This is a genomic window from Nocardiopsis sp. CA-288880 (assembly GCF_050955985.1).
In the GTDB taxonomy this organism is placed as follows: Bacteria; Actinomycetota; Actinomycetes; order Streptosporangiales; family Streptosporangiaceae; genus Nocardiopsis; species Nocardiopsis tropica.
In genome coordinates this window covers 3,389,973-3,405,517 of the sequence record NZ_CP192105.1, presented here as the reverse complement: position 1 = coordinate 3,405,517, position 15,545 = coordinate 3,389,973, and the positions used below count along the sequence as shown (strand labels likewise).

The following is a 15,545-nucleotide window of genomic DNA, read 5'->3' as shown; positions in this document are numbered from 1 at the left end:
TCCCACACCCCGCCCCCCGCCGCGGGCGCCCACCAGGACCGCGCGAGCGGGGCCGGCGGCACGGGGGCGGAGGCCGACGCGCCCGCGACCACCGCGCCCCTGGCCGGGTTCACCGTGGCCGTCACCGCCGCCCGCCGCGCCGACGAGCTCAGCGCCCTGCTCCAGCGCAAGGGCGCCCAGGTCATCGCCGCCCCCGCCCTGCGCATCGTCCCGCTCAGCGACGACCAGCGCCTGGCCTCGGTCTCCGACGAACTCGCCCGCCGCCCCGCCGACGTCGTCATCGCCACCACCGGCATCGGCTTCCGCGGCTGGATCGAGGCGTGCGAGACCTGGGGCACCGTCGAACCCCTCCTGGCCAGCATGCGCTCCTCGCGCCTGCTGGCCCGCGGCCCCAAGGCCAAGGGCGCCATCCGCGCCGCCGGACTCACCGAGGAGTGGTCCCCGCCCTCGGAGTCCTCCGCCGAGGTCCTGGACTACCTCCTCGAACAGGGCGTCACGGGCCTGCGCGTGGCCATCCAGCTGCACGGCGAACCCCTGCCCGACTTCACCGCGGCCCTGCGCCTGGCCGGCGCCGACGTCGTGGAGGTCCCCGTCTACCGGTGGACCCAGCCCGAGAACGTCGCCCCCCTGGACCGGCTCATCGAGGCCGTCACCTGCGGGGGAGTGGACGCCGTCACCTTCACCAGCGCCCCCGCCGCCGCCGGCCTGCTGGCCCGCGCCCGCACCACCGGCCGCACCGGCCCCCTGGTCGAGGCCCTGCGCGGCGACGTCCTGGCCATGTGCGTGGGACCGGTCACCGCCCGCCCCCTCATGGCCCACGACATCCCCACCGTGTGGCCCGAACGCGCCCGCATCGGCGCCCAGGTCCGCAAGCTCACCGAGGAGCTGCCCGCGCGCTTTCCCACCCTGGGCGTGGCGGGGCACCGGCTGCGCCTGCGCGGCCACGCCGTCCTGGTCGACGGCACCGTGCACACCCTCTCGCCCACCCTGATGCGCCTGGTGCGCGAACTCGCCCGCCGCCCCGGCCAGGTCCTGGACCGCACCCGCCTGCTCACCTGCCTGGGCGAGGACGCCGACGCGCACGCCGTGGAGACGGCGGTGGCGCGCCTGCGCACCGCGCTGGGCGACGCCAGGATCATCCAGACCGTCGTCAAACGCGGCTACCGCCTGGCCCTGGACACCCACGACTGCGAGCCCGAGCTCTGAGCCGCCCGGCGGCGCGCCCCACCGCACACGCACTCCACTCCCACACCCGAGAGCCATGAACAGACACCCCACCCTGCTGCTGGCCGTCCACGGCACCCGCAACCCGCACGGCACCGCCGTGGCCCACTCCCTGGCCCTGCGCGTGGGGGAGCTGACACGGCGCCCCACCCGCCTGGCCTTCGCCGACGTGCTCGCCCCCACCGTCGGCGAGGTGGCCGCCGACACCCCGGGGCCCCTGGTCGTCGTGCCCGCCTTCCTGGCCTCGGGCTACCACGTGCGCACCGACATCCCCGACCAGCTCCTGCGGGCCGGGCGCGCCGACGCCGTCCTCACCCCCGCCCTGGGCGCCCACCCCGCGGTGCTGGACACCGCCGTGCGCCGCCTGGCCCAGGCCGGGTACCGCCCCGGGGACGCCGTCGTGCTGGCCTGCGCCGGAACCACCGACCCGCGCGCCGGAGCCGAACTGTCCCGCGCCGCCGCCGGTCTGGCCCGGCGCCTGGGAGCCCAGGTCACGACCGGCTTCATCGCCACCGGCCGCCCCACCGTCGCCGAACAGGTCGCCCGCCTGCGCGCCCGGGGCCACCGCCGCGTCGCGGTGGCCAGCTGGCTGCTCGCACCGGGCCTGTTCCACGACCGGCTCGCCCTGGCCGGAGCCGACGCGGTGGCCCGCCCGCTGTGCCCGGACCCGGCCGTCGCCCACGCCGTGGCCGACCGCTACCACCGCGCGGCCCTTCCCCAGCACGCCTGAGCGGGCCCCGTGCGGGGCGGCCCGCCGCCGTCCCCGGCCCGGGGGCCGACGGGGGCGGGCGCCGGCCGTACCGTCCCCGGCCGGTGAACGGCCCCGACCGCCCCGCCGGGCACCGCCCCCGCCGCTCCGCAGGTGCCCCCGCCGCTCCGCGGCGGACCGCGCGGCCCGGGGTTCCCGGCCGCGCGCCCCGGCCGCCCACCGGGTTCCCCACCCGGCGCAGGAGCCCTCCGCGCTGCCACCGGTGTACACCCCCCGAACCCCGGATGGCCACAACCGGCAACCCGTGCGCAACACCGTGCCCCCGCGGGAAGACCACCCCTGGGACACCAGTCCGCACCAGACCGCAGCGCCCACGAGGACGGCCATGTCCGCAGTACCCGCCCCCGCACCCGACTTCCACGACCCCGCCGCCGACCGGTCCATCGGCGCGATGCTCGGCGCGCCCGTGGCCGCCGCGCTGGTGGGCGCCCCCGCCGCGCTGACCCGCGGGTTCACCGAGGCCTCCGCGCGGCTTCCCCGCCTGATCCGGACCGCGCTGACCGAGCTGACCGCCACCGCGCGCACCCCCGCCCCGCCCGCGGACCCCACAGAACAGGCCTGGGCGCAGGTCCTGCGCAGCACCGCCCGCACCGGGACCCCGCCCGGATCAGCGCCCGCCCTGGAGCACACCACCGCCGACGACCCCCTGGGCGCCTCCTGGCGGGCCCTGACCCGCACCCCCCGCCCCGCCCACGACCCCGCGGGCGGGTCCTTCGCGTGCGCCCACCTCGTCGACGCCGTCTGGTCGGCGTACACCGCCGCCGGGGACGACGCCGCCATGCACACCGGCGCCCTGGCCGGAGCCCTGTGGGGCGCCTCCGCCGTGCCCCTGCACGCCCTGCGCCGCATGTCCGAGACTCTGGACCCCCACGCCCTCACGACCGCCGCGCTGACGGCCGTACGCGGCACACACCCCAGCGCCTGGCCCGAACACCCCGTCCTGCTCCAGGAGCCCCGCCGCCTGCCGCCCTTCGCCGTCCCCCACCCCCTGGACCCCCAGGTGCTGCTCGGCAACCTCGACCACCTGCGCCACCACCCCGAGAGCGTGGACGCGGTCGTCTCCCTGTGCCGCACCCACCCCCAGGACGCCCCCCACCTGCCCGACGCCGACTGGGTGCGGGTGTGGATGCACGACCGCCCCACCGCCAACGCCAACCTGCACTTCACCCTGGACGAGGCCGCCGCGACCGTGGCCGCCCTGCGCGCCGAGGGCAAACGCGTCCTGCTGCACTGCTGGGCGGGCGCCTCGCGCACCCCCGCCGTGGCCACCCGCTACGCCGTCGCCTCCCTGGGAGCCCCGCCCCTGCCCACCCTGGCCGCGATGATCCGCGCCGTGGGCGGACACCTGGACAACCCCGCCCTGGCCCAGGCCGTCGCCCAGCTCAGCGGGGTGCACCTGCCCGACCCCGCCCTGCGCCTGTTCCCCGACGGCGTCCCGCCCCGGCGCCCCGAACTGCCCGAACCCCACATCACCGGGTGACAAGTTCCACAAACCCCCGCTTTCCGGTACCGTTACCCTCGCGTTACCCCTAAGCTCTGCGCCCAGACCCCGTGCACCGCCACCGGCGGTCCCGGCTCCGCGCCCGTGCCACGCCCTCCCGCACCCGTCCGGGGCGTCGCACACACCCCGCACCAGGAGCGGGCCGCCACGCCCTGTTCCCGTTCGTAAGGACTCCGCCGTGGGCAAACACGAGCCCCAGACCCCGCCGGTCGAAGACGACCGCACCGACGCCCCCGCCGTCGGCCCCCGCGTCGCCGCCAAGCGCAGCCGACGCAAGCGCACCATGATCCTGGCCTCGGCCACGGGTCTGACCCTGCTCGTGGGAGGGACCGCCACCGCGGCCGTCATCGCCTCCGGCGCCGACCCCGAGACGGCCGCCAACGCCGCCGGGGTCCCCGAGGCCGACCCCGACCCCCTGGTCGCCGAGGACGCCGCCCCCCAGGCGGGGGAGGACGCCCTCCAGCGGGCCCAGGAGGCCGTCACCTCCGCCACCCAGAGCACCAGCACCGACGCCTCCGACGTCCTGGAGGAACCCGAGGAAGAGGAGGAGGCCGAGGAGCCCGAGGCCGACACCGGCGGCGGGGGAGGCGAGGCCTCCGGCGACGGCGGCACCTGCCAGGCCTCCTTCTACGGCGCCGACCTTGCGGGCAACTCCACCGCCAACGGCGAGACCTTCGACCCCAGCGCCATGACGGCCGCGCACAAGACCCTGCCGTTCAACACCCAGGTCCAGGTCACCAACCCCAGCAACGGCAAGTCGGTGACCGTGCGCATCAACGACCGCGGCCCCTACATCGACGGCCGCTGCCTGGACCTGTCCACGGCCGCCTTCGACCAGATCATCGGCACCGGGGCCGGTGTCGGCCAGGTCGAGTGGCAGGTCGTCGGCTAGCCGGCCCCTCCACACGGACCCCGTGCGCCCCGCCCCGACACCCCGGGGAGGGGCGCACCCGTCTCCGCCCCGGCCCGACCGCCACCGCAGCGGGCGCGAGGCCCCGGCCCGGCCCCCGCGAGCCGGGCGGCCCCGCCACCGCCCGCGGCGGGAGGGCGCCGGCTCAGTCCTGCCAGGTGAAGTCGAACGTGGCGGCGCCGCCGGTGTGCTCGACGTAGGTGACGGTGTAGCCGCCCACCTCGGCGGAGTCCCCGGGCACGAGAACGGCCTCCTCCGACTCCCGGTACGCCCGCTCCTGCACGCTCACCCGCACGTCGGCCTCCTGGTCGTCGGCCAGGCGGATGCGGTACCCGATCGTCGTGTTCCCCTGCTCCCACAGGTCGCCGGCGCCCTGGGACCCGCTGACGGTGACCTCGCAGTCCCGGCTCTGGCAGGAGGTGGTGGCCGACCTGGCCCCGCTGCCCGACGTCACCTCGCACGAGGCCGAGGACGCCAGCACCAGCAGCGCGTTCGCGCCGATCACCGCAAGACTCCGCGGGAACACCATGGGGATCCACTCCTTCCGGGCCGCCGGTGCGGACACCGCTGCTGGTGACCGATCCGCGCCGACCACCGGTGAGGACGCCACCCGCGCCCCTCCGGTTCCCCCGGCCCGTGTCACGTTCGCGTCACCGGCCCCGGCGGGGCCGCCGCGGAAGGGGCCGCTCCCCGGCCGGGCGCGGACGCGCCCCGACACCCCGCGGCGGGTCGCACGCGCGTGTGAGACCCCACACGTCACCTCGACGTGGCACAATCCCCAGCACCCACCCACCACCGACACACAGGGAGCAGGGGCGTTGTTCCGCACCACCACCGGCTGGGTCGTCTCGCCCACCGACCTCGTCGACACCCTGGAGTGCGACCACCGCAGCGCCCTCAAGACCGCGCTGGCCGCACGCCTGGAGGGCGCCCCCGCCCCCGACAAGGTCGATCCCCTCATCGCCCACCACGGCCACGTCCACGAGCAGGCCGAACTCGACCGGCTCACCGCCCTGTTCGGCGAGGTCGTGCGCATCGAGGAGCCCCGCGCCGACGACGCCTCCCTCGCGGCCGCCGCCACCGCCACCGCCCGGGCCATGGCCGCCGGGGCGCCCGTCATCTACCAGGGCAGCTTCCACCACCCCCTGACCGCGGCCACCCCCACCGCCCCGGCCGTGGCCTTCCACGGCCGCGCCGACTTCCTCATCCGCTCCGACCTGGACCCCGCCACCGGCGAGCGCCGCGACCCCGCCCCCGACCCCTGGTCCTACGAGCCCTGGGACACCAAGCTCGCCCGCCGCCCCGGCCCCGGCGCCGTCGTCCAGCTCGCCGCCTACGCCCACGCCGTCGCCGTGGCCACCGGCCGGACCCCCCACCGCATGCACCTGCTCACCGGCGACGGCCACACCCACACCCTGGACACCGCCGACTTCGCCCCCATCCTCACCACCGTCACCACCCGCCTGCTGGACCGGCTCGCCCAGCCCCCCGCCCTGCCCGCCCCCACCTGGGGCGAGCCCCGCCCCGGCTGCGAGGGCTGCGGCTACGGCGCCTGGTGCTCGGGCGGGCGCACCGCCGCCCGCCACCTGTCCCTGGTCGCCGGGCTGCGCACCGACCAGGCCGCCAAACTCACCGACGCCGGCCTGGACACCATCGACGCCCTGGCCGGCGCCGGCGACGACCAGCGCCCGGCCACCCTGCCCCGCCGCTCCTTCGACCAGCTGCGCGCCCAGGCCGCCCTCCAGGTCCGCCAGGACACCACGCGCACCCCCCACAACCCCCAGGGCACCGTCACCGCCGAGGTCTTCTCACCCGACGGCCTGGCCGCCCTGCCCGCCCCCAGCCCCGGCGACGTGTTCTTCGACATGGAGGGCTACCCCTACCACTCCCGCGACGGCGGACGCGGCCTGGAGTACCTGTTCGGCGCCACCACCGAGGACGAGCACGGCGCCGAGACCTTCCACACCTTCTGGGCCCACGACCGCGCCCAGGAGAAGAAGGCCCTGGAGGACTTCGTCGACTTCGCCTGCGCCCGCATCGACGCCGACGAGAACGCCCACGTCTACCACTACGCCTCCTACGAGGTGGACCGGCTCAAACACCTCAGCTCCGAGTTCGCCACCCGCGAGGAGGAGGTCAACCGGCTCCTGCGCGAGAACCGGCTCGTGGACCTGTACACGGTGGTCCGCAAGAGCCTGCGCGTGTCCCAGCGCTCCTACTCCATCAAGTACCTCGAACCCCTCTACCTGGGCGCCGCCCGCTCCGGCGACGTCACCACCGCCACCTCCAGCATCGACGCCTACGCCGCCTACCTGCGCGCCGCCGAGCACGGCGACCACGACCGCGCCGCCCGGGTGCTCGCCGACATCGGCGCCTACAACCGCGACGACTGCCACTCCACCGCCCGCCTGCGCGACTGGCTGGAGGACCACCGCGTCCGCCAGGGCATCACCGACCGGCCCCCCGTCCAGCTCGAACTCACCGAGGAGGAGGCCGAACGCGCCCGCAAGCGCGCCGAGAAGCTCGCCCGCCACGCCGCCCTGACCGAACCCCTCCTGGCGGACCTGCCCGCCACCGCCGAGGAACGCGGCGAGGAGGACCGCACCCGCGCCTCCCTGGCCGCCCTGGTCGGCTACTACCAGCGCGAGAACCTCCCGCCCTGGCGCGAGCACTACCGCCGCACCAGCGCCCCCCTGACCGACCTGGAGGCCGACACCGACTGCGCCGTGCCCTGGCAGGTCCACACGGGGGAGTGGGCCGAACCCACCGGCCGCCAGCGCAAGGCCCGCCGCGAGCTGTCCATGCGCCTGGACGCCGCCCACCCCCACCCCTTCACCACCGGCCAGGACGTCCACCTGCTCTACCCCGGCGCCCCGGGCAGGCCGGCCACCGCCGCACCGGCCACCGTCGCCCGCGCCGACGCCGACACGCTCACCGTCACCGAGACCAGCGACCCCGACGACACCCGCTCCCGCGCGCCCGTGGCGGTCCTGCCCGGCTCACCGGTCAACCCCCAGCCCAAGGACGGGGCGCTGGAGTCGGTCGCCCGCACCGCCGTGGCCGCCCTGCCCCGGTGGCCCCACCACCCCGGCCTGGACGTGCTGCGCCGCCTCCCGCCCCGCCTGCGCACCCCCGGCCCCCTGCCCTCCCCGGACGAGCACGGCGGCGACCTCATCGCCGCCACCATCGCCGCCGTGGACCGCCTGGACGGCTCCTACCTGGCCGTGCAGGGCCCGCCCGGCGCCGGAAAGACCTACCTGGCCGCCCAGCTCATCACCCACCTGGCCCGCCAGGGCCGCAACGTGGGCGTGTGCTCCACCAGCCACAAGGCCGTGGAGAACGTCATGGGCGCCGCCCTGCGCGCCGCCGAACAGGCCGGGGTGACCCTGGCCGCCGCCAAACGCGCCAAGGGCCGCGGCAAGGACGCCGTCGACCCCGACCTCCCCTGGGACCAGCCCACCAGCCCCCAGGCGCTGATGGGCTGGCGCGCCAAGCGCACCGCCGACAACCAGCCCGTCCTGATCGGCGGCACCGCCTGGGCCCTGTCCAACGCCGCGATGATCGCCGACCCCCTGGACGTGCTCATCATCGACGAGGCCGGCCAGTTCGCCCTGGCCGACACCCTCGCGGTCTCCGCCGCCGCCCACAACCTCGTCCTGCTCGGCGACCCCCAGCAGCTGCCCCAGGTCGTCCAGGGCACCCACGGCGAGGGCGCCGACGCCTCCGCCCTGCAGCACCTCATGGCCGGACGCCAGATCATCGACCCCGCCCGCGGGTACTTCCTGGACCAGACCCGCCGCATGCACCCCGACGTGTGCGCGACCGTCTCGGCCCTGTCCTACCAGGGCCGCCTGCACGCCCACCCCTCCACCGCCGAGCGCGCCCTGTCCGCCCTCGACCCCGGCGTGTACACCCTGCCCGTCACCCACCACGGCCGCACCACCCACAGCCCCGAGGAGGTCGAGGCCGTCGTCGCGATCGCCACCCGCCTGGTCCAGGACAAGCTCACCCCCGGCCCCGGCCTGGAGCCGCGCCCCCTGACCGGCGAGGACATCCTGGTGGTGGCCCCCTACAACCTCCAGGTGCGCGCCCTGCGCCGCGCCCTGGCCGCCGCGGCCCGCACCGACCCCGCCCTGGAGGGGGTGCGGGTGGGCACCGTCGACCGCTTCCAGGGACAGGAGGCGGCCGCCGTCATCTGCTCGATGACCACCTCCAACGCCGCCGAGGCCAGCCGCGGCACCGCGTTCGTCCTGGACCGCAACCGCCTCAACGTCGCCCTCTCGCGCGCCCAGCTCCTGGCCGCCGTGGTCCACTCGCCCGACCTGCTCACCACGGCCCCGCGCAGCATCGACGAACTCCGGCTGCTGGCCTCCTTCACCGGCCTGGTCGGGGGCGCCCGCCCCTGGCCTCCCGCGCCCTGAGGGCCCGCCCTCGGGTTTCGGACGCCCCCCAGGTGGAGTACGTTTTACACAGCACCGCACTCGACCCGGCGCGCTCGCCCGCGCCCGGGCGGATGCGGGCCGTCCCCGACGGACCCACCCACCCCGCGCCCCCGGGCCCGGGCATGCCCCCGTCCGTCGACGCCCTGGCCCGCCGCCCCGTTCTCGAAAGGCACCACGGCCCCCGTGTCTGACCGTCCCTCCGCCCCCGGCGGTGGCCGCAACACCAGCCACCCCACCGGCATCCGCGTCGTCGTCGCCGTCCTCGCCCTGTTCGCCCTGGTGTTGGGGCCCGTGGGCTACCTGATGGGCGTCGACGCCCACTCCCACGCCGGCTCGGCGGCCGAGTGGTTCACCCTCGCCTTCGGCGCCGCCGTCGGCATCCCCCTGCTGGCCGCCGCCGTGGCCACCGTCGCCGGGGACCGCAGAGCCGCCCTGTGGGCGCTGGCACTGCTCGCCTGGCCCGTGGTGTTCGTGTCGGCCATCCACCTGACCCCCCTGGGCGGGTAGGCTCCGCCTTCCCGGCCGCGCCCGCCCGCGAGGACCCCGGGCCGGGTGCGGCGACCAGCGAACCCACCCCACCAAGGACAGGCGCGTGTCACCCAAGAAACGCAAACGCCGCAAGGACCGGCCCACCGCACCCGTGTCCGCCACCGCCCCCCGCGCCCAGGAGGCCGACGCGCCCCCGGCGCGCGGCGAGGGCAGGATCAGCCGCACCCCGGTGGTCGTGGCCGACCCGCCCGACCGCAGGATCACCCTGCTGTGGGTGGTGCTGACCCTGCTGTGGGCCCTGGGCTCCTTCCTGGCCCTGGCCAACCTGCTGTTCACGGCCATGGACCTGCAGGACGCCGCCGTGGCCGCGGCCGACCCCACCGCCCCGGCGCCGCAGGAGGCGATGGACGCGGTCGGCAACGCCCTGGTGTGGGTCCTGGTCCTGGCCCTGGGCGTCCCCCTGGGCGGCGCCGTCACCGCCCTGGTGCTGCGCCGCAGGATCGCCGCGATCGGGTTCACGGCCGCCCTGGTCCTGTCCGCCGCGCCCCTGCTGTGGGTCATGCCGCCCGCCGAGCTGTGGGACGCCCTGCGCGCCCACTTCGGCGGCTGAGCCGTGGCCCCCGCCCCACCGCCCCCGCGCGCGGGACCGGACCGGCGGCGCTGAGGACACCCGGCACACCAGCCACCACCCCCGCACGCCCCCGTGCGTCGCGGTGCCGCCCGCACCCGCGCCTGGGCCATCATGGATAACCGTGAACACACCCACCCCCTCCCAGGACCCCGAACCGGCCGACGAGGCCGCCCTGCCCGCGACCGTGCGCGCCCGCCTGGAGCGCGTCACCCACAGCGTCCTGGTGGACACCCGCGCCCTGGCCCGGGTCCGCGAGCGCTTCGACGACGAACAGGCCCGCGCCCTGGGCCGGTACCTGGCCAGCGCCCAGTCGCCCAACACCCTGCGCGCCTACCGCGCCGACTGGACCTCCTTCACCGCCTGGTGCCTGGCCGAGCACCGCCAGTCGCTCCCGGCCGACCCGGTCGACGTGGCCGTCTACCTGGCCGCCTGCGCCCAGGCCCGCACCGGCGACGGCGCCGGGTGGGCGCTGGCCCCCTCCAGCATCGAACGGCGCTCCGCGGCCATCGCCGCCGTCCACGGCGCCCACGGCCTGGAGACGCCCACCCGCGCCGAGGTGGTCCGGATGACGCTGCGCGGCATCCGCCGCACCCGCAGGAGCCGGCCGCGCCGCAAGGACCCGGTGGTGCTCTCCACGCTGGAGTCCCTGCTCGCGGTGCGCCCCGCCGACGGCTTCCCCGGCGGGGTCTGCCGCCGCAGGGACACGGTGCTGCTGCTGACCGGGTTCGCCGGTGCGCTGCGCCGCGCCGAGCTGGCCGCGCTCACCTTCGACGACGTGGCGGTGCGCACCGACGCCTCCACCGGCACCCCTGCCCTGGTGGTGCGGCTGGGCTCGACCAAGACCGACCAGGAGGGGCGCCACGGCCAGGTCGTGGCGCTGCCCCGGGGCCGCCACCGCCACACCTGCCCGGTGTGCGCGCTGGCCGACTGGTCCCAGGTGCTGGAGGCGCGCCGCGACGGCGGGCCGCAGGCGGTGCGGGCCCTGGTGGAGGGGACGGCGGCCACGGCCTCGCCGGCGCACCGGTGCCAGGGCTGGCGGGGCACCGACCTGGCCGACGGCTCCGAGCGCCCGCTGCTGCCCACGGTCACCCGACACGGCCGGGTGGGGGAGCGGGCGATGTCGGGGAGGGCGGTGAACGAGCTGGTCAAACGCTACGCCGAGCGGGCCGGCCTGGACCCCGACGACTTCGGGGGCCACTCCCTGCGGGCGGGGTTCGCCACCCAGGCGGCCCTGGGCGGGGCCACCGACCGCGAGATCATGCGCCAGGGCCGGTGGACCAACCCGCGCACCGTGCACGACTACATCCGCACCGCCAACCCGCTGGAGGACAACGCGGTCACACGACTGGGGCTGTGAGCCCCCCGGGGCCCTTACGCCCCTGGCGTCTCAAAACGTCAACAAACCCACCAGCAGCACATGAAATCACCCGTTAAAGTGCGATCCTTCCCTGATGAGACATTAGGTTGGTTGCGTAAGAAAGGGGACGGACCCATGGTCGACGAGTTTCGCAGGGCGTTCCAGCAGCTGATCGACGCCTCAGTCGCCACGGACCCCCGCCACTTCCCCCCGGCGGTGCACACGGTCTACGTACTCGCCTCCCGCATCCCCGCCTCCGAGCGCGAACTCGCCCTGGAGGCCCTGGCCCCCCTGCTCTCCGGGGACCACGCCGCCCCCGGCATCATCGCCGACCTGTCGGTGGTCGCCGGAGCCCTCGTCGAGATGGGCACCGACCCCGGCCCCACCGCCCCCGAGGTCCTGCACCGCCTGCGCACCATGGGCAAGGGCGCCATCGTCTTCGTCCGCGCCTGGGAGCGCACCGGCGGCGGCCCGCCCCCCGACCCGGACTCGGTGACCGCCGACGCCGAGGCCCGCGTGGCCGCCGAACTCGGCACCGACGCCCCCAACGCCACCATGTGCTGGTGGACCATCCGCCGCCACGGCCTGGCCGCCCGCACCATGCTCGGCGAGGCCTCCGTGCGCGCCCTGGTACGCCGCACACCCTCCCTGCACGCCGAACTCATGGCCATCGCCAACCAGCTCAGCGACCTGCTCGACGAGTTCGACGAGGTCCGCGCCCTGCTGCGCATGTCCGAGGCCACCAGCGCCCTGGTCATGGACCGCCACTCCCAGCGCGCCTTCCGCGTCCTCTTCGACGGCATCGGCGACAACTTCCAGCTCCACACCCTGCTCGCCGACGCCCTCGTCGGCCCCCGCGGCCAGGGGCTGGCCGGGGACCCGCCCGACCCGCGCTGGGTCGCCGCCTTCCGCGACAGCGACCCCGACCCCGCCGCCCAGACCGTGCGCGGCTGGTGGAACCTGGTCGCCCACGACGGCACCTGGGTCTGGAACGAGGGCGTGCCCGCCGAGATCCCCACCGTCGACGGCGAACCCGTCCTGGTCCTGGACGAACAGCCCTACCCCCGCTCCTGGAACGCCGGACGGCGCCACCCCCAGGTCCGCGGATGGCTGGAGGTGGAGTCCGAACTGCCCCGGGAGGAGGCCGCCCTGTGGTGGAAGCGCGTCGCCCCGGCCGAACCCGCCATCCCCAGCGACGACGAGGGCGATCACACCCCCATCCCCGAACCCGTCCTGGCCGTGGACGAACCCGAGCCCGGGCGCGTGCGCGGCTTCCTGGCCGAGGAGGCGCCCGCACCGGCCCCGCCCCCCGCCGCACCCCTGGCCGAGCCGTGGACCGAGCCCTTCCCCGTGCCGCCCCCGCCGGCGCCGGACCCCCGGCCCCCGGCCGGGCCGCGCCCCGTGGGGCCCGCACCGTCCGCCGCCCCCTCGCCCGAGCCCCCCGGCCGGGCCGGCCGGCGCCCCGGGACCCCCGGTACCGGGATCCTGCCACCCCTGCCGCCCGGGGTGTCCAAGAGCGCCAACTGGGGACCCACCTGGCGCTGATGCGCCACGGGGGACCGCCCCCGCCACGGCCGGGACCGCACCGTCCGGGCCCCGGCTCCGCGGCGCGGTGAGCCGGACGGGCCCCGCGCACCGCACACCCCCCAGGGGGAGGGGCGCGGCCCCGCGCCCGCCGGGGGAGCGCGCCGCCGGACCGCCGTGTCCGGAGGCCCCCGGACACGGCGGCGCCCCCGTCCGCAGGAGCGGGCGGGGGCGCCGCGGGCAGTACAGGCCGGAAGGGGGCTCAGGCGCGGTGCCGGGGGGCGTGGGGGGCCGAGTGCGCGCCCGCACGCGGGGCGCGGTCCTCGTCGTCCTCCTCGTAGAGCCCGTCGAAGTACACCTCCTCCTCACTGGGGCCCTCGGGCTCGCGGCGCCAGCGCCCGCCCACGAACAGGGGGGCGAACAGCACGAGCACGAGCGGGACGAACACGCCCAGGGGGAGCAGGACCAGGGCGCCCTCGGCGCCGGGGACCTGGGGCAGCCGCTCCAGCAGGGGCATCCGCACCAGGGACAGGGCGGTCAGGGCGCCCAGGACCAGCGCCGCGCCGAAGGGCAGCATCGGCGTCAGCCGCGGGGGGACCGCGACCAGCGCCACCAGGACGCCCACGCCCACCAGGCCCGCGACCGCCACCGGCCCGGAGCCCTGCAGGGCTCCCAGGCCGGCCGCGTGCAGGCCGCGCAGGTGGGCGAAGGCCCATCCGCACACCAGGACCAGCACGGGGCCCAGGATCAGACCGGACAGGAAGCCGACGAAGTGTCGCACGGGGGTGCTCCTCTCAGGGGTTGCGCAGCACCCTAGCGACAAAAAACAAGTTCAGCACCAAATCGCACAAATAACCGCATCTCGGACACCGGTGGTCGCGTGGGACCCCACCCCGCCCACCGGGCCGCAGGGCCCTCCGAAGTGGACCACGGGCACCGGCAGGAACACAGGAGCGGGACGGCGGCACGCACACACCACCCGCCCCCGCACACCCCGGCGCCCCGCGGACGGCGAAGGCCGCCGCCCGCACCCGGACGACGGCCCCCACAGCACACACAGGGCCGGACACCACCGGCCCCGCGCCCCCCTTTCAGGGGGCCGCGGGATCGCGTCTGAGCCCCTCCGCCCCGGGCCGGCCCGGCAGCTCCAGCACCCGGTCCGAGGGCCTGGCCCCCCACCGGCGCCGGAACGCGTACGCCACCAGCGCCACCACCACCGAACCCACCGACGCCCACAGCGCCTGACGCTGGTCGGGGATCACCACCATCGCCACGAAGATCGTCACCAGCCCCGCCAGCACCACCCACGTCAGATACGGGAACGCCCACATCCGCAACGACAGGCGCTCGGGCTCACGGCGGCGCACCCGCGCACCCAGCACCAGCTGGGAGGCGCAGATCGTCAGGAACAGGATCAGCAGGATCGCGCCGATCGAGGCCACCAGGAACGGGAACACCCGGCCCGGCCACAGGTAGTCGGCCACCGCCGCCGCGTACCCCACCACCGTGCCCAGCAGGATCGCCCGCACCGGCACACCGCGGCGGTTCACCCCCCGCAGCACCCGCGGGGCGTCCCCCTGGCGCGTGAGCGTGAACAGCATCCGCGAGGAGGTGTACATCGCCGCGTTCAGCACGCTCAGCACCGCCACGAAGACCACCACCTCCATGATCAGCGCCGCGCCCGGCACCCCCACGTGCTCCATCACCGCCACGAACGGGCTCAGGGACGGGTCGACCGTGTTCCACGGCAGCACCATCACCACGACCACGATCGAGGCCACGTAGAACAGCCCGATCCGCCACAGCACGTTGGTCACCGCCGAGGCCACGCCCCGCTCGGGCTCGGCGCTCTCGCCCGCCGCCACGGTGATGATCTCCACCCCGCCGAAGGCGAACAGCACCACGACCGTGGCCGCCAGCACCGCCACCCACCCCTGGGGCGCGAACCCGCCGTGCTCCCACAGGTTGGAGACCCCCGACCCGTCCGAGCCGCTCCACAGCCCCAGCGCCCACAACCCGCCGATCAGCAGGAACGCCACGATCGTGGCCACCTTGACCAGGGAGAAGAACGACTCGGTCTCGGCGAAGAAACGCACCGACACCAGGTTGGCGACCGTCATCGACAACAGCACCAGCAGCGCCAGCGCCCACCCGGGCACCCCCGGCACCCACCGGCCCAGGATCGCCGCCCCGGCCACCGACTCCGCGGCCACCAGCACCGCGTACATCCACCAGTACACCCAGCCGATCGTGAACCCCGCCCAGGGCCCGAACGCCAACCGGGCGTAGTCGGAGAACGAACCCCCCGCGGGGACCGCCACCACCATCTCGCCCAGGGCGCGCAAGGTGAGGAACACCAGGGCGCCGGCCAGCACGTAGGACACCACCGCCGCCGGCCCCGCCATCCGGATGACCGCACCGGAGCCGATGAACAGCCCCGCGCCCACCGACCCGCCGATCGCGATCAGCGCCATGTGGCGCCGCCTCAGCGAGTGCGCCAGCCCGGCGCCCGTGTCGCCTGTCTCCTTGGCCGCCCCACCGGGCGGCGTCACACTGCTCGTCACCAGCCCCACACTAGGAGCAGCACCGGCCCCCCACGTGCACCGACCCCACAATAAACAGCCCATGACCACACGAATGTGGCCGGCGCGACACACCCCCGCCCCCGACGCCCGGGGGAGCACCCCCCACCCGCCTC

The 15,545-nt window shown here is 76.3% G+C and carries 12 protein-coding genes; 9 read left to right on the top strand and 3 right to left on the bottom strand.

The annotated features are described in order from the left end of the window. Positions 1 to 99 precede the first annotated feature (99 nt). The 4 genes from ACQPYD_RS14545 (at position 100) to ACQPYD_RS14530 (ending at position 4,386) form a co-directional block, all read left to right on the top strand. Positions 100 to 1,206, top strand: a complete 1,107-nt coding sequence (locus tag ACQPYD_RS14545) for a uroporphyrinogen-III synthase (protein WP_433702053.1) — start codon at positions 100 to 102, stop codon at positions 1,204 to 1,206. A gap of 55 nt (positions 1,207 to 1,261) precedes the next feature. Next, positions 1,262 to 1,954: a sirohydrochlorin chelatase gene (locus ACQPYD_RS14540; RefSeq protein ID WP_433701513.1), complete on the top strand. Its 693-nt coding sequence runs from the start codon at positions 1,262 to 1,264 to the stop codon at positions 1,952 to 1,954. Positions 1,955 to 2,318: 364 nt separating this feature from the next. After that, positions 2,319 to 3,473: a dual specificity protein phosphatase family protein gene (locus ACQPYD_RS14535; RefSeq protein WP_433701512.1), complete on the top strand. Its 1,155-nt coding sequence runs from the start codon at positions 2,319 to 2,321 to the stop codon at positions 3,471 to 3,473. Between the two features lie 199 nt (positions 3,474 to 3,672). Next, positions 3,673 to 4,386 carry a septal ring lytic transglycosylase RlpA family protein gene (locus ACQPYD_RS14530; protein WP_433701511.1) on the top strand — a complete coding sequence of 238 codons (714 nt, stop codon included), beginning with the start codon at positions 3,673 to 3,675 and terminating at the stop codon, positions 4,384 to 4,386. 163 nt (positions 4,387 to 4,549) lie between these two features. Here the strand turns inward: ACQPYD_RS14530 and ACQPYD_RS14525 are convergent, their stop codons facing one another. Beyond that, on the bottom strand, positions 4,550 to 4,933 hold the full coding sequence (locus ACQPYD_RS14525; RefSeq protein ID WP_433701510.1) for a hypothetical protein: 384 nt from the start codon (positions 4,931 to 4,933) through the stop codon (positions 4,550 to 4,552). Between the two features lie 289 nt (positions 4,934 to 5,222). Between ACQPYD_RS14525 and ACQPYD_RS14520 the strand changes: the two genes are divergently transcribed. The 5 genes from ACQPYD_RS14520 to ACQPYD_RS14500 all read left to right on the top strand — a co-directional run bounded on the left by ACQPYD_RS14520 (position 5,223) and on the right by ACQPYD_RS14500 (position 12,868). After that, positions 5,223 to 8,825 (top strand): TM0106 family RecB-like putative nuclease, encoded by a 3,603-nt coding sequence (locus ACQPYD_RS14520; RefSeq protein ID WP_433701509.1) that lies wholly within the window; start codon positions 5,223 to 5,225, stop codon positions 8,823 to 8,825. Between the two features lie 204 nt (positions 8,826 to 9,029). Beyond that, positions 9,030 to 9,353 (top strand): hypothetical protein, encoded by a 324-nt coding sequence (locus ACQPYD_RS14515; RefSeq protein ID WP_267949961.1) that lies wholly within the window; start codon positions 9,030 to 9,032, stop codon positions 9,351 to 9,353. An 85-nt stretch (positions 9,354 to 9,438) separates the two neighbouring features. Continuing rightward, complete coding sequence (locus ACQPYD_RS14510) at positions 9,439 to 9,945, top strand: hypothetical protein (RefSeq protein ID WP_433701508.1); 507 nt, start codon at positions 9,439 to 9,441, stop codon at positions 9,943 to 9,945. Positions 9,946 to 10,087: 142 nt separating this feature from the next. After that, positions 10,088 to 11,323 carry a site-specific integrase gene (locus ACQPYD_RS14505; protein WP_433701507.1) on the top strand — a complete coding sequence of 412 codons (1,236 nt, stop codon included), beginning with the start codon at positions 10,088 to 10,090 and terminating at the stop codon, positions 11,321 to 11,323. A 135-nt stretch (positions 11,324 to 11,458) separates the two neighbouring features. Further along, positions 11,459 to 12,868 (top strand): hypothetical protein, encoded by a 1,410-nt coding sequence (locus ACQPYD_RS14500; protein WP_433701506.1) that lies wholly within the window; start codon positions 11,459 to 11,461, stop codon positions 12,866 to 12,868. Between the two features lie 241 nt (positions 12,869 to 13,109). On the opposite strand, the gene ACQPYD_RS14495 is transcribed toward ACQPYD_RS14500, so the two are convergent. Continuing rightward, positions 13,110 to 13,628, bottom strand: a complete 519-nt coding sequence (locus tag ACQPYD_RS14495; protein WP_433701505.1) for a hypothetical protein — start codon at positions 13,626 to 13,628, stop codon at positions 13,110 to 13,112. A gap of 310 nt (positions 13,629 to 13,938) precedes the next feature. Further along, on the bottom strand, positions 13,939 to 15,321 hold the full coding sequence (locus tag ACQPYD_RS14490; protein WP_433702052.1) for an amino acid permease: 1,383 nt from the start codon (positions 15,319 to 15,321) through the stop codon (positions 13,939 to 13,941). Between the last annotated feature and the right edge of the window lie 224 nt (positions 15,322 to 15,545).

Coding starts and splice junctions, on each gene's coding strand:
- ACQPYD_RS14540 (WP_433701513.1), top strand. CDS start 1,262: ATGAACAGACACCCCACCCTGCTGCTGGCCGTCCACGGCACCCGCAAC.
- ACQPYD_RS14535 (WP_433701512.1), top strand. CDS start 2,319: ATGTCCGCAGTACCCGCCCCCGCACCCGACTTCCACGACCCCGCCGCC.
- ACQPYD_RS14525 (WP_433701510.1), bottom strand. CDS start 4,933: ATGGTGTTCCCGCGGAGTCTTGCGGTGATCGGCGCGAACGCGCTGCTG.
- ACQPYD_RS14500 (WP_433701506.1), top strand. CDS start 11,459: ATGGTCGACGAGTTTCGCAGGGCGTTCCAGCAGCTGATCGACGCCTCA.
- ACQPYD_RS14490 (WP_433702052.1), bottom strand. CDS start 15,321: ATGGCGCTGATCGCGATCGGCGGGTCGGTGGGCGCGGGGCTGTTCATC.